Source organism: Reyranella soli (genome assembly GCF_007992495.1).
Taxonomy (GTDB): domain Bacteria; phylum Pseudomonadota; class Alphaproteobacteria; order Reyranellales; family Reyranellaceae; genus Reyranella; species Reyranella soli.
The window spans coordinates 1-21163 of record NZ_BKAJ01000182.1 but is presented as its reverse complement, the minus strand read 5'-3'; the positions used below and the strand labels follow the sequence as shown (position 1 = coordinate 21163).

At 66.3% G+C, this 21163-nt stretch carries 20 protein-coding genes, 3 tRNA genes and 2 pseudogenes; 16 read left to right on the top strand and 9 right to left on the bottom strand.

What is annotated here, in order from left to right; genetic code table 11:
• Positions 1–51 precede the first annotated feature (51 nt).
• Complete coding sequence (locus tag RSO01_RS39650; protein ID WP_147156118.1) at positions 52–870, bottom strand: polyphosphate kinase 2 family protein; 819 nt, start codon at positions 868–870, stop codon at positions 52–54.
• A 97-nt stretch (positions 871–967) separates the two neighbouring features.
• Here RSO01_RS39650 and RSO01_RS39645 point away from each other — a divergent pair, with 97 nt between their 5' ends.
• From RSO01_RS39645 to RSO01_RS39630, 4 genes are read left to right on the top strand one after another with little or no spacing between them, the layout of a single operon-like run.
• Positions 968–2092: an MlaE family ABC transporter permease gene (locus tag RSO01_RS39645; protein ID WP_218037607.1), complete on the top strand. Its 1125-nt coding sequence runs from the start codon at positions 968–970 to the stop codon at positions 2090–2092.
• Positions 2092–2949 (top strand): ABC transporter ATP-binding protein, encoded by an 858-nt coding sequence (locus RSO01_RS39640; protein WP_147156117.1) that lies wholly within the window; start codon positions 2092–2094, stop codon positions 2947–2949. The genes RSO01_RS39645 and RSO01_RS39640 overlap by 1 nt, the downstream gene beginning before the upstream one ends.
• Before the next feature lie 11 nt (positions 2950–2960).
• Positions 2961–3995, top strand: coding sequence for an MlaD family protein (locus RSO01_RS39635; protein ID WP_147156116.1), 1035 nt, complete (start codon positions 2961–2963; stop codon positions 3993–3995).
• Positions 3992–4729, top strand: coding sequence for an ABC-type transport auxiliary lipoprotein family protein (locus RSO01_RS39630; protein WP_147156115.1), 738 nt, complete (start codon positions 3992–3994; stop codon positions 4727–4729). Before RSO01_RS39635 ends, RSO01_RS39630 begins: the two co-directional genes overlap by 4 nt.
• A gap of 30 nt (positions 4730–4759) precedes the next feature.
• Here RSO01_RS39630 and RSO01_RS39625 read toward each other — a convergent pair whose 3' ends face one another.
• Entirely contained in the window at positions 4760–5824 is a 1065-nt protein-coding gene (locus RSO01_RS39625; RefSeq protein WP_147156114.1) for a phosphotransferase, read from the bottom strand.
• Positions 5825–5967: 143 nt separating this feature from the next.
• Here RSO01_RS39625 and RSO01_RS39620 point away from each other — a divergent pair, with 143 nt between their 5' ends.
• Positions 5968–7056 (top strand): hypothetical protein, encoded by a 1089-nt coding sequence (locus RSO01_RS39620; RefSeq protein WP_147156113.1) that lies wholly within the window; start codon positions 5968–5970, stop codon positions 7054–7056.
• A 54-nt stretch (positions 7057–7110) separates the two neighbouring features.
• Here RSO01_RS39620 and RSO01_RS39615 read toward each other — a convergent pair whose 3' ends face one another.
• A complete protein-coding gene (locus RSO01_RS39615; protein WP_147156112.1) occupies positions 7111–8670 on the bottom strand; it encodes a long-chain-fatty-acid--CoA ligase in 1560 nt (519 codons plus the stop codon).
• Between the two features lie 122 nt (positions 8671–8792).
• Here RSO01_RS39615 and RSO01_RS39610 point away from each other — a divergent pair, with 122 nt between their 5' ends.
• The gene (locus tag RSO01_RS39610) at positions 8793–9767 is read left to right on the top strand and encodes a UDP-glucuronic acid decarboxylase family protein (RefSeq protein ID WP_147156111.1); all 975 of its coding nucleotides are present in this window, start codon (positions 8793–8795) and stop codon (positions 9765–9767) included.
• 86 nt (positions 9768–9853) lie between these two features.
• Here RSO01_RS39610 and RSO01_RS39605 read toward each other — a convergent pair whose 3' ends face one another.
• Complete coding sequence (locus RSO01_RS39605; protein ID WP_147156110.1) at positions 9854–10876, bottom strand: NAD-dependent epimerase/dehydratase family protein; 1023 nt, start codon at positions 10874–10876, stop codon at positions 9854–9856.
• A gap of 266 nt (positions 10877–11142) precedes the next feature.
• On the opposite strand from RSO01_RS39605, the gene RSO01_RS39600 reads away from it, so the two are divergent.
• From RSO01_RS39600 to RSO01_RS50095, 4 genes and pseudogenes are all read left to right on the top strand, one after another.
• Positions 11143–11913, top strand: a complete 771-nt coding sequence (locus RSO01_RS39600) for a glycosyltransferase family 2 protein (protein WP_218037606.1) — start codon at positions 11143–11145, stop codon at positions 11911–11913.
• Complete coding sequence (locus tag RSO01_RS39595; protein WP_147156108.1) at positions 11910–13664, top strand: carbamoyltransferase family protein; 1755 nt, start codon at positions 11910–11912, stop codon at positions 13662–13664. Before RSO01_RS39600 ends, RSO01_RS39595 begins: the two co-directional genes overlap by 4 nt.
• Positions 13661–14122 (top strand): (2Fe-2S)-binding protein, encoded by a 462-nt coding sequence (locus tag RSO01_RS39590; protein WP_147156107.1) that lies wholly within the window; start codon positions 13661–13663, stop codon positions 14120–14122. Before RSO01_RS39595 ends, RSO01_RS39590 begins: the two co-directional genes overlap by 4 nt.
• A 17-nt stretch (positions 14123–14139) precedes the next feature.
• Positions 14140–14343, top strand: a pseudogene (locus RSO01_RS50095) (hypothetical protein); the annotation flags it as partial.
• Between the two features lie 389 nt (positions 14344–14732).
• Here the strand turns inward: RSO01_RS50095 and RSO01_RS49635 are convergent.
• Positions 14733–14861 carry a hypothetical protein gene (locus tag RSO01_RS49635; RefSeq protein WP_281291605.1) on the bottom strand — a complete coding sequence of 43 codons (129 nt, stop codon included), beginning with the start codon at positions 14859–14861 and terminating at the stop codon, positions 14733–14735.
• 24 nt (positions 14862–14885) lie between these two features.
• Positions 14886–15050, bottom strand: a complete 165-nt coding sequence (locus RSO01_RS47950; protein ID WP_170303714.1) for a hypothetical protein — start codon at positions 15048–15050, stop codon at positions 14886–14888.
• A 73-nt stretch (positions 15051–15123) separates the two neighbouring features.
• On the opposite strand from RSO01_RS47950, the pseudogene RSO01_RS50090 reads away from it, so the two are divergent.
• Together RSO01_RS50090 and RSO01_RS39580 are read left to right on the top strand one after the other, a co-directional pair.
• Positions 15124–15462 (top strand): annotated as a pseudogene (locus RSO01_RS50090) (molybdopterin cofactor-binding domain-containing protein); the annotation flags it as partial.
• A gap of 88 nt (positions 15463–15550) precedes the next feature.
• Complete coding sequence (locus tag RSO01_RS39580) at positions 15551–16396, top strand: molybdopterin cofactor-binding domain-containing protein (protein WP_147156106.1); 846 nt, start codon at positions 15551–15553, stop codon at positions 16394–16396.
• 137 nt (positions 16397–16533) lie between these two features.
• On the opposite strand, the gene galE is transcribed toward RSO01_RS39580, so the two are convergent.
• Positions 16534–17514: a UDP-glucose 4-epimerase GalE gene (gene galE / locus RSO01_RS39575; RefSeq protein ID WP_147156105.1), complete on the bottom strand. Its 981-nt coding sequence runs from the start codon at positions 17512–17514 to the stop codon at positions 16534–16536.
• Positions 17515–17570: 56 nt separating this feature from the next.
• Positions 17571–17645, bottom strand: a tRNA-Thr gene (locus tag RSO01_RS39570).
• 129 nt (positions 17646–17774) lie between these two features.
• On the opposite strand from RSO01_RS39570, the gene RSO01_RS39565 reads away from it, so the two are divergent.
• Both RSO01_RS39565 and RSO01_RS39560 read left to right on the top strand, forming a co-directional pair.
• Positions 17775–19010: a glycosyltransferase gene (locus RSO01_RS39565; protein ID WP_147156104.1), complete on the top strand. Its 1236-nt coding sequence runs from the start codon at positions 17775–17777 to the stop codon at positions 19008–19010.
• Positions 19011–19023: 13 nt separating this feature from the next.
• A complete protein-coding gene (locus RSO01_RS39560) occupies positions 19024–20061 on the top strand; it encodes a glycosyltransferase family 4 protein (protein ID WP_147156103.1) in 1038 nt (345 codons plus the stop codon).
• Here RSO01_RS39560 and rlmB read toward each other — a convergent pair.
• Complete coding sequence (gene rlmB, locus RSO01_RS39555; protein WP_246159114.1) at positions 20025–20735, bottom strand: 23S rRNA (guanosine(2251)-2'-O)-methyltransferase RlmB; 711 nt, start codon at positions 20733–20735, stop codon at positions 20025–20027. The two genes, RSO01_RS39560 and rlmB, sit on opposite strands and share 37 nt — an antisense overlap.
• Positions 20736–20917: 182 nt before the next feature.
• Here rlmB and RSO01_RS39550 point away from each other — a divergent pair.
• Positions 20918–21004: transfer RNA gene (locus RSO01_RS39550), tRNA-Tyr, on the top strand.
• A 42-nt stretch (positions 21005–21046) separates the two neighbouring features.
• Positions 21047–21120, top strand: a tRNA-Gly gene (locus RSO01_RS39545).
• Positions 21121–21163: the final 43 nt, after the last annotated feature.

Here is a 21163-nt window from a genome sequence, read left to right as displayed (position 1 = left end):
GGAAGACAAGAACATGAGCGGACCTGGAGGTCCGCGCTCCGATGAACCCCATCAATGATGCTTGTTGTTCTTCTTCTCGCCCGGTTTCCAGCCCCACAGCTTGCGGGCCGCTTCAGCGATCTTCGGATCGAGCGGTAGCTCGAGGTCGTCGATACCCTTGCCGACGATGTCGTCGATGATCTTCAGACCCTTCAGACGGGCGCGCATCTTGTTGTCGGAGGCGATCACGTGCCAGGGCGCCCAGTCGGTGTCGGTGCGCTCCAGCATGTCGTCGTACGCCTCGATGTACGCCTTGCGCTTGGCGATGTTGCGGAAGTCCTCCAGCCCGATCTTGTAGTGCTTATGAGGGTCGTCGAGCCGCTCGATCATGCGCTGCTTCTGCTCTCCCTCGCTGACATGAACCATGAGCTTGACGATGCGCACGCCGTCGTCGGTGAGCTGGCGCTCGAACTCATTGATCTCACGATAGGCCCGCTTCCAGGCGTCCTTACTGCAAAAACCCTCGATGCGCTCGACCAGCACGCGGCCGTACCACGTGCGATCGAAGATGGCCCAGTTACCCGGCGCCGGCAGGCGGTCCCAGAAGCGCCAGAGGTAATGGCGGCCCTGCTCGTCGGGCATCGGTGCCCCGATGCGATAGACCTGGATCGATTTCGGCTCGAGGCCGCTCACGATGCGCTCGATCAGGCCGCCCTTGCCGGCGGCGTCCCAGCCATCGATGCCGATCAGGACCCGACCGCCGTTGCGCAGGCTGTGGATCTGCAGGTCGAGCAGCCGGTGCTGCAGCTTTTCGAGCTTATCCTGGTAGTCGTCCTTGTCGATCGGGTCGTCGTCCATCTCGATCTTGTCGAGGCTCGGCCACTTGCCCATTGGTTCCTCCGGTGGCGGATCGTGACAGCGCGGGCGGTAAGGTGCAATTCGCCTGGAGATTGACAGCGCCAAGCCGCACGACGACTAATCATCGCCGATGGCCGACGCCCAACCCACGATCCGCTACACCCAGCGCGCAGGAAAACCCGTCATCGAGGTCGCCGGCACATGGACGGTGTTCAGCCTGCGCGGCATCCGGCGCATGGCCGAGAAGGCCTTGGCTGCGGCGGGCGCCGGCAAGGCCGACCGCATCGTCGACGCCAAGAAGGTCGAGCGCCTCGACACCGCGGGCGCGCTCGAGATCCTGATGTTGGCCGGCGGGCCCGACGCCCAGATCGAGACCGCCGAAAAGGCCCATGCCGACCTGTTCAAGGTCGTGCAGGACAACATGTGCGAGGCGCCGCCCGAGCGCCATCCGAACTGGCTGGCCCATTGGCTGGAGGAGATCGGGCGCAACACCGTCCATCTCTACGAGCAGGGCGTGAACCTTGCCGCCTTCTTCGGCGAGATCCTCGTGACTTTCGTCGAGGCCTGCCTGCATCCCAAGCGCTTCCGCCTGAACGCCGTCGTGCGCCAGATGTACGAGGTGTGGATCCGCGCCTTGGTGATCGTGGGCGTGCTGACCTTCCTGATCGGCGTCGTCATCGCCTACCAGGGCGTCCAGCAGCTCAAACAGTTTGGCGCCGAGACGTTCACCGTGGAGGCGGTCGGCATCGGCATGTTCCGCGAGCTCGGCGTGCTGCTCACGGCCATCATCGTCGCCGGCCGCTCGGGCAGCGCCTTCACCGCCCAGATCGGCACCATGCAGGTCAACCAGGAGGTCGACGCCATGCGCACGATCGGGCTGAACCCGATCGAATGGCTGGTCATGCCGCGCATCACGGCGCTGGTCATCTCCATGCCGCTGCTCGCCTTCTGGGGCGACATGACCGGGCTGCTGGGGGGAGCGGTCGCCTGCACCGTCTATCTCGACTTCACCTTCGTTCAATTCTTCGAGCGGCTGCGCGACACGGTCGGGCCCTGGCACTTCTACGTCGGCATGATCAAGGCGCCGGTGTTCGGCGCGGTCATCGCCATCGTCGGCTGCTTCGAGGGCCTCCAGGTGAGGGGCAGCGCCGAGAGCGTCGGCCAGCTCACGACCAAGTCGGTGGTCGAATCGATCTTCTGCGTCATCGTGCTCGATGCGATCTTCTCCATCATCTTCCTGCTGGCAGGCGTGTGATGGCCGAAACTGCCGCCCCCGCAAAGGAACATGCCGAGAAGCCGGCGTCGCCCAAGCTCCTGGAAGGCGGCCAGCTCGTCGATCACCGCGACGGCCGCGACGTCGTGCTGAAGCTGCGCGGCGTGCGCACGCAGTTCGGCGACAACATCATCCACGACAATCTCGATTTCGACGTATTTCGCGGCGAGATTGTCGGCCTGGTCGGGGGGTCGGGAACCGGCAAGTCTGTGCTTTTGCGCACCATCATCGGCCTCAATGGGCACACCAAGGGCACCATCGAGATGCTGGGGGTCGATATCTCCACCCTGCACGGCCAAGCCGAGCGCGCCATGCAGGCCCGTACTGGCGTGCAGTTCCAGGACGGCGCCCTCTTCTCCTCCCTGAGCGTCACCGACAACATCATCGTGCCGGTCCGCGAGCATGTCGGCCTGGAGGAGCAGACGATGCGCGACATCGCGGCTCTCAAGGTCGCGATGGTCGGGCTGCCGCCGGACGCCGGCGACAAGAAGCCATCGGAGCTTTCGGGCGGCATGCGCAAGCGCGCCAGCCTTGCCCGCGCCCTGGCGCTCGACCCGGACCTGCTGTTCCTCGACGAGCCGACGGCCGGCCTCGACCCGATCGGTGCGGCGCATTACGACGAGCTGGTCAAGGACCTGAACAAGAGCCTTGGCGTCACGATTCTCATGGTCACGCACGACCTGGACAGCCTTTATGCGGTCTGTGACCGCATCGCCGTGCTTCTCGACAAGCGCGTCGTGGTAGGTACGATAGACGAGTTGCTCGGGTTCGATCACCCGTGGGTCCAGGAGTACTTCCGTGGGCCGCGCGGGCGGGCCGCGGCCAAGCAGCAGGAGTAGAGCGGCGTCAGATGGAAAGAAGATCGCCTTATGTGCTGATCGGCGCCGCGATGATCCTGTTCATTGCGGCGGTCGCGGGATTCGTCATCTGGAAGCTGCGTGCGGGCGACCGCACGGCCTACGCTTACTACGACATCCTGTTCTCGGGTGACGTGCAGGGACTGACCACCGATTCGCCGGTGTTCTATCGCGGCCTGCGCGTCGGTCGCGTCGCCAACATCCAGCTCACCTCGCGCGTCGATACCCAGCGCTCGAGTGGGCGCGAGCGGCTCAGCGAAAAGATCGAGGTCACGGTCGCCGTCGACTGGAACATTGACATCCGCGAGCGCTCCTACGCGGTGTTCGAGAAGCCGTTCATCGCCGGCGCGCCGTTCATCCAGATCGTCGGCCGCCTCGACGTCGACCAGATCAAGCCCAAGAAGAGGGCGGGCGACAGGCCTTACCCCGAGATTCGCGAGGGCGCGTCGTTCCTGCAGGCGACCTCGACCTCGGCGCAGGAGCTGCTGACCAAGGCCGGCGTCACGGTCGACCGGCTGAACGAGCTCTTGAGTCCCGACAATGTCGGCGCGGTCACCGATACGCTGCGCAACCTGTCGACCGTGAGCACAGCGCTCGCCAAGCAGGACGCGGCGATCCAGTCGACGCTGGCCGAGCTGCCGATCGCCATCGCCGAGTTCCGCAAGACCTTCGACAAGGTCAATACGCTCGCCGATTCGCTGAACGTGCTCGCCCTCGAGCTGGGGCCGCAGGACGCCAACACCAAGAAGGCGCTGGCCGGCAAGGAGCCGAGCGAGCTCAATAAGACCATCATCGAGGCGCGCGTGGCGCTGAAGAACATCGACAATGCGGCCGGCCAGCTCAGCAAGCTGGTCAGCGACAGCAAGGGACCGGTCAAGAACTTCACCGAGACCGGGCTCAACGAGCTGTCGATGACCATCCGCGAGCTGCGTCAGCTCACCACCAACCTGAACGTCATCGCTACCCGGCTCGAACGGGATCCGTCCGGCTTCGTGTTCAGCGGCAAGCAAGGATACACGCCCAAATGATACTTCGCCTGGCCGCCCTCGCGGGGGCGGTCGCCCTGCTTGCCGGCTGCCAGTTCATCAGTGCGGTCGACGCGGCCACCGAGCCTCAGGACCTCTACACGGTTACTCCCAAGAGCACCTTCGACCCCGACCTGCCGTCGGTCTACTGGCAGCTTGCGGTCGAGGCGCCGGCCGCCGCGGCCAACCTCAATACCGGCCGCATCGCCATCGCCATGACGCCGACGTCGACCGACTACTACGCCAAGGCGGCGTGGACCGATCGCGCGCCGCTGATGGTGCAGACCAGGATCGTCGATTCTTTCGAGAACACGCGCAAGATCGTGGCGGTCGCGCGCGAATCGATCGGCATCCGCGCCAACTACGTGCTGCAGCCCGACCTGCGCAACTTCGAGGCGCTCTACTACTACGGCAAGCCGCCGATCGTGCGCGTGCGCATCATTGCCAAGCTGGTGCGCATGCCTGACCGGCAGATCATCGGCGTCGGATCCTTTGAGCGCTGCGTGCGGGCGCGCGCCGATTCGGTGCCCAAGGTCGTCGACGCCTTCGACCAGGCGCTGGGCAGCGTGATCAAGCGCCTGGTCGCCTGGACGCTACGCACGCCGCCGGCGCGCCCGCCCAGCGACGATGCACCCTACAACATCGAGCGCTATCGCAACCCGGCCAACGCCGTGATCGACACCGAGAACTGCCCCAAGGGCAACGACGCCTCGATGGTGCCGCTGACGGACGAGTAGCGGAGCGCGGACCTGGAGGTCCGTGCTCCCTTAAGCCCTTTTCTCCACCATCGACCACGCCATGTCGGCCAGCGCCTTGGCGCGGTTGCCGTACTTGGTGGCGGTCTCCGACGAGGCGTTGCCGTCGAGGCCGCGCTTGTAGACGCCCTGGACGATGGCGGCGAGCCGGAACAGCGAGAAGGCGAGGTAGAAGTCGAAGGACGGCACTTCCTTGCGGCCGGTCCGCCGCGCGTAGGCGGCGAGGTACTCGGGCTCCGTCGGGATGCCGAACGCCTTGAGGTCGAGCCCTGCATAGCCGCCCGAGGCGCCGAAGCCCTCGCCGAAGTGGTACATCATGCAGTTGTAGCCGAGGTCGGCCAGCGGATGGCCGAGCGTGGAGAGCTCCCAGTCGAGCACCGCCACGATGCGCGGCTCGGTCGGATGGACGATGGTGTTGCCCAGCCGATAGTCGCCGTGGTTGATGCGCGTCTCGTCGCCCGGCGGGATGTTGGCCGGCAGCCATTGCTTCAGCTGCTCCATCGCCTCGATATGCTCGGTGCGGGCGAGGTCGTACTGGCTCGACCAGCGCGAAATCTGGCGCTGGATGTACTGGCCCTCGCGGCCGAAATCGCCGAGCCCGACGGCGCGGTAGTCGACATTGTGGATGCGCGCCAGCACGTCATTCATGGAATCGAAGATCTTGGCCCTGTCGGCCGGCGAGACGTCGGGCATCCTGGGATCGGCCAGCACGCGGCCCGGCGTGAATTCCATGATGTAGAAGGCGGTGCCGATCACCCCGTCGTCCTGGCAGAGGGCGTAGGGCTTCGGCACGGGCACGTCGGTGTGGTCGCTCAGCGCCTTGATCACGCGATATTCGCGATCGACCTGGTGCGCCGAGGGCAGCAGCTTGCCGGGCGGCTTCTTGCGCAGCACGTACATGCGCCCGCCGCCGTCCGTTATGTGGAATGTCGGGTTGCTCTGGCCGCCCTCGAACTGGAGCAGGCGCGCAGGGCCGCGGTAGCCGTCGACATGGGCCTTCATGTAGTCGGCGAGGCGCGCCTCGTCGAAGGCGTGGTTGGCGCGGACAGGAGTCAGGTTGTCGGGCAATTCGGACATCGGTTGGACGCTGCTGGTGACATTGCTGTGGTCGTGACGGTTTTACCGCCGAAGTGCGGCGAAGACGAGGGATGCCGCAAAACGGACGGGCGTAGCGATTGGAGACGGTACATCCGCCGTCGCTTCACGTTCGAGGATAAACGATGTCCAAATTCCGCAGCATCCCTTACGCCGTTCTGACGGGCAGCCTGCTCGTCGGCGGCGGCGCGTACGCGCAATCGATGTACGGCATCGATCAACGCCAGGACTACCAGCAGAACCGCATCGAGCAGGGCATCCAGAGCGGCCAGATCACGCGCAGCGAGGCCTATCGCCTCGAGCAGGGCGAGCGGGCTATCGACCGCGCCCAGGCGCGCGCGCGCGCCGACGGTGTGGTGACCCAGCAGGAGCGCAACCGCATCGACCAGATGGTCGACCGCGAGGGCCGGCAGATCTATCGCCAGAGCCACGACAGCCAGCAGGCCTGGGATCGCGGCCAGAGCTGGGGCCACACCGACGGCCGTTTTGACGGCTGGCGCGACCGCAACTACGCGGGCCGCGACGGCGGTCGCGACGGTTGGGGCAACCATGGCTGGGGCGACCGCAATGGGGGCGACCGCAATTGGGGTGACCGCAACTGGGGTGGCCGCAACGGCGGCGACCACAACTGGGGCGACCGCGGCGGCGATCCTAACCGGCACTACGGCTGGAACAACGGCCAGCACAATGGCTGGGACGGCAACCGCCCGCCGGGCGTCGAGCGCCGCGATGCGGTGAACGACCGTCGCATCGACAACGGCGTGCGCGACGGTTCGCTGACGCGCGGCGAGGCCAATCGGCTGGATCGCGGCCAGAACCGCATCGACCGCTACGAGGCGAACGCCCGTTCCGATGGCCGTGTGTCGCCCTATGAGCACGGCCGCATCGACCAGATGCAGAACAACCAGAGCCAGCGCATCTACAACGCCCGTAACAACGAGCGGACGCAGCCGACGGCGGCACCGACGCAACAGCCGTCCGCCAACGGCGGCAACGGCGGCTGGCGCATGCAGCAGGCCAGCATGCCGCCGCAGCAGCCGCGCCAGCAGCAGCCGCAGCAGAACTGGGGCGGCAACAACGGTGGTTGGCGCATGCAGCAGGCGAGCGCGCCCGTACAGCAGCCGCGCCCGCAGCAGGTGAGCGCACCCGCGACGCCGCGGCCGACCTATACGCCTCCGTCGGGCGGCGGTGGGCAGCGTTCGCGCAGCCGATAGGTCAGTGGGTGGGACTGGACGCGCTGTGTACGTGGCGCGTCCCCAACTCTCGCCTCAATTCACCTGGCGCTGCTTGTCGCCCCAGTAGGGCTTGCGCAGCTCGCGCTTGAGGATCTTGCCCGTCGGATTGCGCGGCAGCGCGTCGACGAAGTCGACCGACTTCGGCAGCTTGTAGCCGGCGATGCGCTCGCGTGCCCAGCCGATCAGCTCGCCCGAGCTCACGTCGGCGCCGGGCTTCTTGACCACGACGGCCTTCACCGCTTCGCCCCAGCGCTCGTCGGGCACGCCGATCACCGCGACGTCGGCGACGGCAGGATGGCCGAACAGGGCGCTCTCGACCTCGGCGGGATAGATGTTCTCGCCGCCCGACACGATCATGTCCTTCACGCGGTCGTAGATGTAGAGGTAGCCCTTGTCGTCGAGGTAGCCCGCGTCGCCGGTGAAGAACCAGTCGCCCTGGATGGCGCGCCTGGTGGCGTCGGGCAGGTTCCAGTAGCCGCCCATGATCTGCCGCGAGCGCACGGCGATCTCGCCGACCTGGCCCGTTGCCATGTCCCTGCCCTCGTCGCCGACGATGCGCAGCTCCACGCCCTCCTGCGCATAGCCGCAGGACAGGAGCTTCTTCACGTCGGCCGGGTCATGGTCAGCGGGCGGCAGCAGGGTGATGGCGCCGGTCGTCTCGGTGAGGCCGTAGACCTGCTGGAAGCCGCAAGGAAAGACACCCATCGCCTGCTTCAGCAGGTCGGCTGGGATCGGCGCGGCGCCGTAGACGATCAGGCGCAGGCTCGAAAGATCGGTCTCGCGGATCTGCGGCGCCTGCACCAGGAACAGGATCATCGCGGGCACCAGCAGCATGACCTGCAGCTTCTCGCGCTCGATGGTCTGCAGGATCTCGAGCGGCACGAACTCGCGCATCACATGGTTGGTGGCGCCGGAGAAGAGACCGGCGATGCCCCAGCCGGCGCCGCCGATATGGAACATCGGCAGGCAGACGAGGTTGGGAACGCCTTCGGCCAGCAGCCAGGTCTTGGTCCACAGCGGCAGCATCCAGGCGAAGTTGGCGTTGGTCAGCTCCGCCCCCTTCGGCAGTCCCGTCGTGCCGCTGGTATAGAACTGCACCGCCGTATCGGTCGGCCGGGTGGGCAGGTTGGGATCGGTGTCGTCCTGGCGATCGCGCCAGGTGGCGAAGGATTCCCAGGCCGGGTGGCGTGCACCGAAGGCCACGATCTTGCGCACGGTCTTGAGTTCGTCGCGGATCTTATCGACGACGGCGAAGAACTCCTCGCCGACGAACAGGATCTCGGCCTTGGCGTCGTTGACGATGTGCAGCACTTCCGGCGCGGCAAGCCGCCAGTTGACCGAGACCATCACGGCGTTGGCTTTAGCCACGCCGAACAGCAGTTCGAAGAAGATGTCGCTGCTCTTGTCCAGATGGGCGATGCGCGCCTGCGGCTCGATGTCCTCGACGATGAGGCCGTTGGCGACGCGGCTCGCCGCCCGGTCGAGTGCGGCATAGCTCGTCGTGTGGCCGGCATGGACCAGGGCCGCGGCGTCAGGGCGGGCGGCCGCATGCCGTCGCACGATGTCTGCCAGGCTCGTGATCTCGATGCTCATTGAACGCTTTCCCCGATTGCGCGGCATCTTCGGGGCTTTTGGAGTGATTTCAAGGATTTGATCGCCCAGAGCGCGTACACTACTGTCGGGGCGTGGGATCGAGCGGGGCTTTCTGAGGAAACATGAGCAAGCGGATATTGGTCACGGGCGGCGCGGGCTTCCTGGGCTCGCATCTGTGCGAGCGGCTACTGGCCCAGGGCAACGACGTCCTGTGCGTCGACAACTACTTCACCGGTACCAAGCAGAATTTGGCGGCGTGCCTCGATAATCCGCGCTTCGAGCTGATGCGTCACGATGTGACCTTCCCGCTCTATGTCGAAGTCGACGAGATCTACAATCTCGCGTGTCCGGCCTCGCCCATCCACTACCAGCACGACCCGGTGCAGACGACCAAGACCTCGGTGCACGGCGCCATCAACATGCTGGGCCTAGCCAAGCGCACGCGCGCCAAGATCTTCCAGTCCTCGACCAGCGAGGTCTACGGCGATCCGACGGTGCATCCTCAGGTCGAGAGCTACCGCGGCAACGTCAATCCGCTGGGGCCGCGCGCCTGCTACGACGAGGGCAAGCGCTGCGCCGAGACGCTGTTCTTTGACTACTGGCGCCAGCACAAGCTGCGCATCAAGGTGGCGCGCATCTTCAACACCTACGGCCCGCGCATGCATCCCAACGATGGCCGCGTGGTGTCGAACTTCATCGTCCAGGCCCTCAAGGGCGAGGACATCACGCTTTACGGCGACGGCACGCAGACGCGCGCCTTCTGCTACGTCGACGACCAGATCGAGGGCTGGATGCGCCTGGTCAATGACACGCCCGACGATTTCACCGGGCCGGTCAACATCGGCAACCCGGTCGAGATCTCGATGAAGCAACTGGCCGAGGCGGTGCTGAAGGTGGTCGGCGGCAAGTCGAAGCTGGTGATCGCCCGGCCGCTGCCGGTCGACGACCCGCTGCAGCGCTGCCCCGACATCACGCTGGCGCGCGAGAAGCTCAAGTGGGAGCCCAAGGTGCCGCTGGAACAGGGGCTGAAGAACACCGTCGAGTATTTCGACGGCCTGCTGCGCGGCAACAACCACGTGAGCCGCGTCGGGCGCTAGAGAAAGGTCCCTCGCAGCGCTCGGGATGACAACATTGCTGTCATCCCGAGGCCGAAGGCCGAGGGACCTTTAAGGTCCCAGAACCGCTACTGCGCCGCGACCGCGCGCGGCAGGGCGTTGACGACGGAGGCCTTGCCCGAGGTCATCTCGTCGTGGATCCACTTGTAGGTCTTTTCCATGCCGTCCTCGAGACGGATGGAGGGCGCCCAGTTCATCAGCTTCTTGATCAGCGTGTTGTCGCTGTTGCGGCCGCGCACGCCCTTGGGCGCGTCGAGCTTGTAGGAGCGCTTCAGCTTCACGCCGGCGATCTTCTCGACGATATCGACCAGGCGGTTGATGCTGACCAGTTCGTCGCTGCCGATGTTCAGCGGCTCGATGATGTCGCTTTGCGCCAGGCGGATCGTGCCGTCGGTGCAGTCGTCGATGTACATGAACGAGCGGGTCTGCTCGCCGTCGCCCCAGATCTCGATCTCATGCTTGCCCGAGAGCTTGGCGGCGATGACCTTGCGGCAGATCGCGGCCGGCGCCTTCTCGCGCCCGCCGTCGTAGGTGCCTTCTGGGCCGTAGACGTTGTGGTAGCGCGCCACGCGGGTGGCGATGCCGTAGTCCTCGCGATAGTGGCGGGCCATCCGCTCGCTGAACAGCTTCTCCCAGCCGTAGCCGTCTTCCGGCATGGCGGGATACGCGTCCTCTTCCTTGAGCGCGGTGACGTCGGTGCGGATCTGCTTGTCGCCGTTGTAGACGCAGGCCGACGACGAATAGAAGAAGCGCTCGGTGCCGGCTTCCTTGGCGGCGACCAGCATGTGGGTGCTGACCAGCACCGACAGCATGCACTCGGCCTTGTGGGTCTCGATGAAGCCCATGCCGCCCATGTCGGCGGCGAGATTGTAGATCATGCGCGCGCCCTTGGCGGCGGCACGGCACGGTTCGAGCAGGGCGAGGTCGCCCACCTGGTTCTCGACGCCCGGGGTCTTCTGGTACCACTCGTTGAGCGGCTTGACGTCGACGGCGCGGATCTTGGTGTGGCCGCGCTGCTGCAGGACGCGGACCAGATGGCCGCCGATGAAGCCACCGGCACCGGTGACGACCACGAGATCATTCTTGGACATTGACCAGCCTTTCACGCGAAGAGAGGGCTTTTATCCTATTTTTCAAAGACTTGCGAGGTTGGGCACGGTGTACCCTGTGGACTCGCCAAGCGCGATGGGGTGCTCGTTTGCGCGCCTCGCGCTTTTTCGTCAAGTCGCCCAATGACGCGGCAATAATACGGCGACAGCGACGGTCGACTGCAGACAGTTTTGGGGGAAATCGGTGGTCGGTGCCAAAAAACTCACTTATACCAGTGAGATAGGCCCCCAATGGCCCTCCAGGCATCGTGCTGGCCGAAATCACCCCTGTCATCCTGACCTACAACGAATCCGCCAACATCGGCCGCTCCCTCGAGCGCCTGACATGGGCGAAAGAGGTCGTGGTCGTCGACAGCAACTCGACCGACGACACGCTGGCGATTGCCAGCCGCTTCCCCAATGTCCGCACGGTCCAGCGGCCGTTCGATACCCACGCCGAGCAGTGGCGCTTCGCCGTCGAGCAGACCGGCATCACCAGCGGCTGGGTGCTGCGGCTCGACGCCGACTACATGGTCGAGCCGGCGCTGCGTGACGAGATCGCGGCGCTGACGCCGGCCGAGGAGACCGCCGCCTGCGAGATCGCCTTTACCTATTGCATTGATGGCCGGCCCTTGCGCGCCTCGCTCTATCCCGCGCTGCCCGTCCTGTTCCGGCGCGGCCGTGGCCGGTTCGTCCAGGACGGCCATACCGAGAAGCTCCGCATCGACGGGCCGATCGTGAAGCTCAACAACCGCCTGCTGCACGACGACCGCAAGAGCCTGGAGCGCTGGCTGCAGTCGCAGTCGCGCTACCAGGCGCAGGAAGCCGAGAAGCTCACCACCCGGCCATGGTCCGAGCTGAGCTGGCCCGGCCGCCTGCGCCGCACGCGCTTCCTGGGGCCGATCGCCGTCGCCGTGCACTGCCTGGTCGTGAAGGGCCTGATATTCGACGGGACGGCCGGGCTTCTCTATACAGCCCAGCGCGTGACCGCCGACCTGATCCTTTCCATGCACCTGCTGCGCCGCGACCTCGACCGATGACCTACATCCTCGGGCTGAACGCCTATCACGCCGACGCCGCAGCCTGCCTGGTGAAGGACGGCACCCTGATCGCCGCCGTCGAGGAAGAGCGCTTCCGCCGCATCAAGCACTGGGGCGGCTTTCCCGGCGAAGCGATCCGCTACTGCCTCAGCGAGGCCGGCATCGCGCTCGCCGACGTCGAGCACGTCGCCGTCAACAGCGACAACCGCGCCAACCGCTGGCGCAAGCTCGGCTATGTCCTGACCTCGGGCGTCACCCCGTCCTATGTGTTGAGCCGCCTACGCCAGCGCGGCGAGCGCGCCGACATAGCGGGCAACCTCAAGCAGGCGCTGCCGGACCAGGAGTTCCGTGGCGCCGTGCATGCCGTCGAGCACCATCTCTGCCATCTCGCCTCGGCCTTCCTGGTGTCGCCCTACGACAAGGCCGCGGCGGTCTCGGTCGACGGCTTCGGCGATTTTTCGTCGGCCGCCTGGGGCCTGGGCGAGGGCGGCAACCTCCGGGTCGACGGCCGCGTCTACTTCCCTCATTCGCTCGGCGTGTTCTACGAAGCGATGACGCAATTCATCGGCTTTCCGCACTATGGCGACGAATACAAGGTGATGGGGCTCGCGCCCTACGGCGAGCCGCGCTTCGTCGACCTGATGAAGCAGATCGTGAAGACGAGGGACGACGGCACGTTCGAGCTCGACCTGCGCTTCTTCCGCCACGCGTCGGGCCAGGGCGCCAACTACCAGGTGAAGGACGGCATTCCCTCGGGCGGGCAATTGTGGAGCGACGAGCTCGCGAGCCTGCTCGGCCCGGCGCGCGATCCGGCCGCGCCGCTGGAAGATCGCCATCGCGACATCGCGCGTTCGGCGCAGGTCACCTACGAGAACGCCTTCTTCAATCTTCTGGGCGCCTTGCACCGCCGCTACGGCGCCGACGCCGTCGTGCTGGCGGGCGGCTGCGCCTACAACTCGGTGGCCAACGGCAAGGTGCTGGAGCGCACGCCGTTCAAGAAGCTCTACGTCCAGTCGGCCGGCGGCGATGCCGGCGGCGCGATCGGCGCGGCCTTCGCCACCTGGCACAAGCTTGGCGGGGCCGCCGCACGCCGTCACTTCGTGATGGATCACGCTTATTGGGGGCCGTCGGCGACACCCGACCAGATCGCCGCCGCCATCGCCCAGCGCCGCGCCGACTTCGACACCGCAGGCTGCACCATCGAGCGCATCGCCGACGAGGCGACGTTGTGCAAGCGGACGGCCGAGGCGATCTCGCTCGGCAAGGTGATCGGCTGGTTCCAGGGCCGTCTCGAATGGGGCCCACGGGCGCTCGGCAACCGCTCGATCCTGGGCGATCCGCGGCGCGCCGACATGAAGGATATCCTCAACCTCAAGATCAAACGCCGCGAATCCTTCCGGCCGTTTGCGCCTTCCGTGCTGCGCGAGGCGGTGCCGGAGTGGTTCGAAACCGACGACGACGTCCCCTTCATGATGCAGGTCTTCCGGATCCGAGAGGCCAAGCGCAAGGAGATCCCGGCGGTCACCCACGTCGATGGCACCGGCCGGCTACAGACGGTCACCTGGGCGGGTAATCCGCGCTATGCCCGGCTGATCCAGTCGTTCCGCGACATCACCGGCGTGCCCATGGTCCTGAACACCAGCTTCAACGAGAACGAGCCGGTTGTTTGCAGGCCCGAGGAAGCCATCGACTGTTTCCTGCGAACCAAGATGGACGTCCTCGTCATGGGTGATACGCTCATCCGGCGATGATCTCGTTCACCGTCAACGGCCAGCTGGCTCAGGTTGATGTCGAGGCCGAGAAGCCGCTGCTGTGGGTCCTGCGCGAGGACCTCAATATCACGGGACCCAAGTATGGGTGCGGTGTGGCGTCGTGCGGCGCCTGCACCGTCCACATCGACGGCGCGCCAGTGCGGTCGTGCTCGATGGCGGCATCGGACGCTGCCGGCAAGACGGTGATCACCATCGAAGGGCTGGCGCCCGGCACGTTGCACGCGGTGCAGAAGGCCTGGATCGAGGAGCAGGTGCCCCAGTGCGGCTACTGCCAGCCCGGCTTCATCATGTCGGCGGTGGCGCTGCTCAAGGCCAATCCCAAGCCGACCGACCAGGACATCGACGAGGTCCTGTCCAACATCTGCCGCTGCGGCACCTACAGCGCCATTCGCCGCGCCGTCCATCGCGCGGCGGCCTTGCTGGGCGGCGCGCCGTGAAGAAGTGGACCCGGCGCATGGCGATCATCGGCGGCGTCGCCGGTGGAGGCCTGCTGGGTGTCGGTTTCTGGTTTGCCCGCGAGCGCGATCGGCTGGGCGATCGCACGCTGTTCAACGTCAAGCCGAACGAAGCGGGCTTGAGCGGCTGGGTGAAGATCACGCGCGACAACGGCGTGGTCGTGGCCGTGCCGCGCGCCGAGATGGGACAGGGCGTGCAGACGGCGCTGGCCATGCTGGTGGCTGAGGAGATGGATGCGCGCTGGAACCAGGTGCGCGTCGAAGACCCGCCGGAGAACGGCGTCTACCGCAATGTCGACATCCTGATCGACGGACTGCCTTTCTCGCCGGAGGAAACGGGCACCGTCGTCGACATCGCACATTGGATGGCGGGCAAGCTCGGCGGCGTCCTGGGGGTACTGGCCACCGGCGGCTCGAGCAGCGTGCGCGACGCCTGGCATCCCATGCGAGTCGCCGGCGCCGTGGCGCGCGACCTGCTGCTGCGCGCGGCGAGCCGCAAGGCGTCGGTGCCGGTGAGCGAGCTCGTGGTCTTCGATGGCGAGGTGCGGCGCAAGAGCGGCGGGCGCGTCGCCACCTTCGGCGAGCTGGTCGATCACGTCGGCGACCTGTCGTCGATGCCGGCACCGCCGCTCAAGAAGCCGTCGGAGTTCAAGCTCATCGGCAAGCCGCTGCCGCGGCTCGACATCCCGGCCAAGGTTTTGGCCACGGCAACCTTCGGCATCGACGTGCGCCGGCCCGGCCTGCTTTATGCCGCGGTGCTGAACGCGCCGACCTTCGGTGGCTCGGCCACCGGCTTCAAGGTGAAGGGGAACCTGGCGAAGGGCGTGGAGACCGTGATCATCGTGCCGGGCGGCATCGCTGCCATCGGCACCAGCTGGTGGCGCGCCAACAAGCTGCTGCAGGAAGGCATCGAGGTGCAGTGGCAGCCGGGACCGGAACCCAACCTCGACAGCGCTACCCTGTGGCAGCGCTACGAGGGGCTGATGCAGGACGGCAAGCCGGCGCTTGTCCGCACGCTGGGCGAGGAGAAGAAGCCCGCGGCAATGCAGCCAACAGTGCGGCCAATCGAGGCGACCTATCGCGCACCGTATCTTGCGCACACCACCATGGAGCCGATGAACTGCACGGCGCAGGTCACACGCCAAGACGGCACGGGTGGCGACAAGGCCAAGGTCGAGGTCTGGATGCCCAACCAGTCGCCGACGCTGGTGCGCCTGATCGCGTCCAAGGTCGCGGACGTGCCGCAGGACGCGGTCGGTGTGTACACGACCTTCCTCGGCGGCGGCTTCGGCCGGCGCGCCGAGGTCGACCTGGTGCGCCAGGCCGTGACCTGTGCGCTCGCCATGCCCGACAAGCCGGTGCAGGTCCTGTGGTCGCGAGCAGGACATCAAGCACGACTTCTATCGGCCGATGGCGCTCGCCCGCTGGCGCGCCGAACTCGATACGTCAGGCGGTACGCCGAAGCTGGCGAGCGTCGCCAAGCGCCAGGTGGCGCAGTCGCCGGCCGATCAGTTCGGGGCGCGCGTGGTCGGCCTGCCGTTGCAGGGCAAGCCAGAGGGCAATGCCGTAGAGAACCCGCCTTACGCCTTTCCGTTCTACAAGCTCGAGGCCATCGTTCCGGATGGATCGGTGCCCGTCGGCTTCTGGCGGTCGGTCGGCCATTCGCACACCGCGTTTTTCGACGAAAGCTTCGTCGACGAGCTGGCGTTGGCGCTGAAGAAGGATCCGTTCGAGTTCCGCCGCGAGTTGCTGGCGAAGAATCCGCGGCATCTGAAAGTGCTGGAGACGGCCGCGAAGGAAGCGGGCTGGGGCACGGCGCTGCCGGCGGGCTCGGGCCGCGGCATTGCGCTGCGCGCCTCGTTCGGCTCGATCGTGGCCCAGGTCGCCGAGGTCACGGTGACCGACGGCAAGACCTTGCAGGTCAAGCGCGTCACCTGCGCCATCGACTGCGGCCCGGTGGTCAACCCTGCCATCGTGCGGGCGCAGATGGAGAGCGGCATCATCTACGGGCTCTCGGCCGCGCTCTACGGCGAGATCACGCTGGCGGGTGGCGCCGTCGAGCAATCGAACTTCCCAGACTACGACGCGGTGCGCCTGGCCGATGCGCCGGTGATGGCGGTGCATCTCGTCGACACCGGCTCGTCCGCCATCGGCGGCGTCGGCGAGCCCGGCACGCCGCCGATCGCGCCCGCCGTCGCCAACGCGATCTTCGCCGCGACCGGCAAGCGCCTGCGCAACCTGCCGCTGCGCCTCTGATCGGAGCGCGGACCTCCAGGTCCGCTCATGCTCTTCTGGACCGCGAGCTTCCAGCTCGCTCATGATTCATGAGCGCGCAGGATGCGCGCGGTCCGGAAGACTAAGGCAATGAGCGGACCTGGAGGTCCGCGCTCCGATCAACGCGGCATCTTCCGTCGCCAGCGCAGCGTGTCCTCGATCTGTGCGGCAAGATCGCGTTTCGGCGACCAGCCGAGCTCGCGCTTGGCCTTGGCGATGTCGCCGACCAGCTTGGGCGAATCGCCGGGACGGCGTGGGCCGACGGCATGCGGCACGGGTGTGCCGGCGATGCGGCCGGACTCGGCCATCGCCTGGCGCACGCTGTAGCCCGAGCCGCTGCCTAGGTTGAACGTCTCGTGACCGCTTGCCGACCGGCCGCCGAGCCAGGCGATGGCGCGAAGGTGGGCGTCGGCGAGATCGCTCACATGCACGAAGTCGCGGATGCACGAGCCGTCGGGCGTCGGATAATCGGTGCCGAGCAGGGTGAGGGCGGGGCCGAGGCCGAGCGCGGCATCGGCGGCCAGCGGCAGCAGATGGGTCTCCGGATTGTGCGCCTCGCCGATCGTCCCGCCGGAATCCGCCCCGGCGGCGTTGAAGTAGCGCAACGCTGCCGAACGCAAGCCGCGACCTGCGGCTTCGGCGAGCGCATCCTCGATCTTGGCCTTCGACTCGGCATAGGGGCTGAGCGGGGCGATCGGATGGGTCTCGGTCAGCAGTTCCATCTGCGGCAGTCCGTACACCGCGCAGGTGCTCGAGAAGACGAAGGCTTCGATATGGTGCCGTACCGCCGCATCGATCAGCGCGTACGACTTGGTCACGTTATTGTGGAGATAGCGCTCGGGCTGCCGGACCGATTCGCCGACTTCTATATAGCCGGCGAGGTGGATCACCGCCCGCGGCCTGTGACGCGTGAACACCTCGTCGAGCCGTGCCTTGTCGCCGATGTCGCCCTTCTCGAGAGGACCCCATTGCACGGCCCACTCGTGGCCTTTCTCGAGCGTGTCGTAACAGACGGGTGTGTCGCCCGCTTCGGCCAACGCCTTGCAGACGTGGCTGCCGATATAGCCGGCGCCGCCCGTAACCAAGACTGTGACCGTCATATCTGCGGAATCCACCCCGTCTTTCAGCCGCCCTCCTTCGCCAAAGCTTCGGAGGGTGGTGCCGGGTGAGGGATTTGAACCCCCGACCTTCGGTTTACAAAACCGCTGCACTACCGCTGTGCTAACCCGGCGTTGCGTGCCCTTTTAGGGTTTTCTTTTGCATTGGCCAAGCCGCCCCTTCAGCGCCGAGCAACCTCGGGCGGTCTAATCCCTTATCCACCTCATCGTTTCGGGAGGTGCTTCAAAATGGCAGGCAGCCGATGACCGTTGAAACTGCGGCCCTCGACAAGGCAACCCTAGGCCTCCATCCGCTGGAACAGTACGAGCCGCTGATCGGGCAGGCGGCTGCCAGCCGAATATTCAAGAAAGCCGACCAGGTCCGCGACGCGCACGTCATCCACGTCAATTCGACGTTCTATGGCGGCGGCGTCACGGAGATCCTGACCCCGCTCACCCTGATGATGAACGCGCTCGGCATCGAAACCGGCTGGCGACAGATCCAGGGAACGCCGGCCTTCTTCAGCTGCACCAAGAAGTTTCACAACGCGCTGCAGGGCGAAAGGGTCGATCTCACGGACGCCGAGAAGGCGGTCTACGAGCAGGTCGTGTTCGAGAATGCCACCAGGCTGCATCTGGCGGGCTGTGACGCTGTTGTGATCCACGACCCGCAACCCTTGCCGCTGGTCGGGCACTTCGCCGACCGCAAGATGCCGTGGCTGTGGCAATGCCACATCGATCTTTCGACGCCCAACCCGGCCACCTGGAACTACCTGCGTGGCTTCGTCGACTCCTACGATGCCGCAATTTTCTCACTGCCGGAGTACGCCCAGGACATCGATATCGTGCAGCACTTCTTCACGCCGGCGATCAATCCGTTCTCAGCCAAGAACGCCGAGCTGTCCGAGAGCGAGATCGACGAGTGCCTGATGCGCCACAGGATCCCCACCAATCGGCCGCTGGTCACGCAGATCTCGCGGTTCGATCGCTGGAAGGATCCGATGGGCGTGATCGAGGCGTTCCGCAAGGCGCGCCAGAGCGTCGACTGCACCCTGGTGTTGGTCGGCAACAGCGCGACCGACGATCCGGAAGGCGATGTCATCCTCGAGACCATCAAGGCCTCGATCGACGAGCGCGTCATCGTGCTCACGGTCGACGATCCGGTCCTGGTGAACGCCCTGCAGCGGCGCGCCGCCGTCGTGTTGCAGAAGTCGACGCGCGAAGGTTTCGGGCTCACCGTCACCGAGGCGATGTGGAAAGGCGCCGCGGTGATCGGCGGCAATGTCGGCGGCATTCGCCGCCAGATCACCGACGGCAAGGACGGCTTTTTGGTCGACAGCATCGACCAGGCGGCCGAGCGCATCGTGCAGCTGCTGCAGGATGCCGACCTGCGCCGGCGGCTCGGGGCGCGGGCGAGGGAGATGGTGCGCGAGAACTTCCTGATGAGTCGCCTGCTCGAGGATTGGCTCGATCTGCTGGCCGGCTACCGGCGGCCGTGACTGCAGGTTCGCCATGCGCATCGCCCAGGTCGCGCCTTTGGCTGAAAGCGTGCCGCCCAAGCTCTACGGGGGCACTGAACGGGTTGTTGCCTGGCTGATCGACGAGCTGGTCGAACTCGGCCACGACGTCACGCTGTTCGCCAGTGGCAATTCGCGCACGCGGGCGAAGCTGGTGCCAGTCTGGCCCTACGCCTTCCGGCTTGGCCGGCCGCGCACCGATCCCGTCGCCGTACAATCGGTCCTGCTTGAAACCCTCGCGGCGCGCTCCAGGGAATTCGACGTCGTCCATTGCCATATCGACTGGCTGCACCTGCCGCTGCTCACCCGGGCGGGCGTGCCGTTTCTCACCACCTTCCACGGGCGCCTGGACATCGCCGGCCTGCCGGATGTCGTGCGCCACTTTCCCGACGCGCCGTTCGTGTCGATCTCGCACAATCAGCAACTGCCGCTTGCCGGCGCCAACTGGCTGGGCACCGTTTATCACGGCCTGCCGGCCGATTCCCTACACGGTCGCTTCGAGCGAGGATCGTACCTCGCTTTCCTCGGTCGGTTGACAAAGGAGAAGGGACCCGAGGCGGCCATGCGGATCGCACGCGCCGCCGGCATGCCGTTGCGCATCGCGGCCAAAGTGCCCAAGGGCGAGCGCGGCTACTTCAAGGAGCAGCTCGAGCCCAAGATCGACGGCTGCGACGTCCAGCTCACCGGCGAGGTCAACGACCAGACCAAGGAGAAATTCCTGGCCGAAGCCGCCGCACTCCTGTTTCCCATCGACTGGCCGGAGCCGTTCGGTCTGGTGATGATCGAGGCAATGGCCTGCGGCACGCCGGTCGTCGCCTTTCGCCATGGTTCGGTGCCGGAGGTGATCGACGAGGGCATCACAGGCTTCGTCGTGGACGACGAGGAGGGCGCCGTGCGCGCCGTCGGCCGGTTGGGCGAGATCGATCGGCGCGAGGTGCGCGCCTGCTTCGAGCGCCGCTTCACCGCGCGACGCATGGCGAGCGAGTATGTCGCTGTCTATGAAGAGTTGCTGCGTCGCCGCGCCCATTCATAGGCGGCGACCGCCGCAGCATTGGAGACATTGAGCGCCGCAAGCCGCTGGTCGGTCGGAATTGTCACGAGCCGATCGCATTTCTCGGTGGTCAGGCGGCGCAGGCCCTCGCCCTCGGCACCCAGCACGATGCCGGCGCGACCGCCGAGATCGAGATCGTTGATCGCGACGTCGCCGCGCTCGTCCAGGCCATAGAGCCAGAAGCGGGCTTCCTTCAGCTGCTCCAGGGTGCGCGCCAGGTTCACGGCACGCACCAGAGGAACGATTTCCAGCGCGCCCGATGCGGCCTTGGCCAGCACGCCGGTGTCGGCCGGCGCATGGCGTTCGGTGACGATCAGGCCGGCCACGCCGAACGCCGCGGCGCTGCGCAGGATGGCGCCGACATTGTGTGGGTCAGTGACCTGGTCGAGGGCGAGAACCAGGGCATTGTCGCCGCAGCGCGCCAAGACATCCTCGAGCTGCGGCTCCTCCAGGGGGACCGCCAGGGCGGCGAGGCCTTGATGCACGGCACCAGCGGGCAGGCGATGGCTGAGATCGTCGCGCGAGAGAAGCTCGACCTTGCTGCCCAGCTCGGCCGCGTGACGCTCGGCCGTTTCCTTGGTGGCCAGGACGCGCTCGATCCGGCGCTCGGGATTGGCCAGGGCGGCCAGCACGGCGTGGCGGCCGAAAAGCCACACCGACTGATGCCCCCCTTTTTGCTGCCGTTCACGGGTCGGCCGGCTGGGTCGGTGCGGTCGGTTGCGCATGGGCGCCTGTATAAGGGGATTTGCCCTTGACGTAACCCATTGGATTTGCGAGCAACGCGCGCCCGTTTCACGGGCTGAACAGGCTTATCTCGCGCCGCGTTTGCCGCAGGTTCGGAGGGGTGGCCGAGCGGTCAATGGCAGCAGACTGTAAATCTGCCGACTTCGCGTCTACGAAGGTTCGAATCCTTCCCCCTCCACCAACGGCCCCAAAGCGTGGCGTGTGGTAGCCCTGTTCAGGAGTTGCGGGTGTAGCTCAATGGTAGAGCAGAAGCCTTCCAAGCTTACGACGAGGGTTCGATTCCCTTCACCCGCTCCAGTTTGAAGGCGTATGTCGACGGAATGCATCGGAGGGTCGCGAC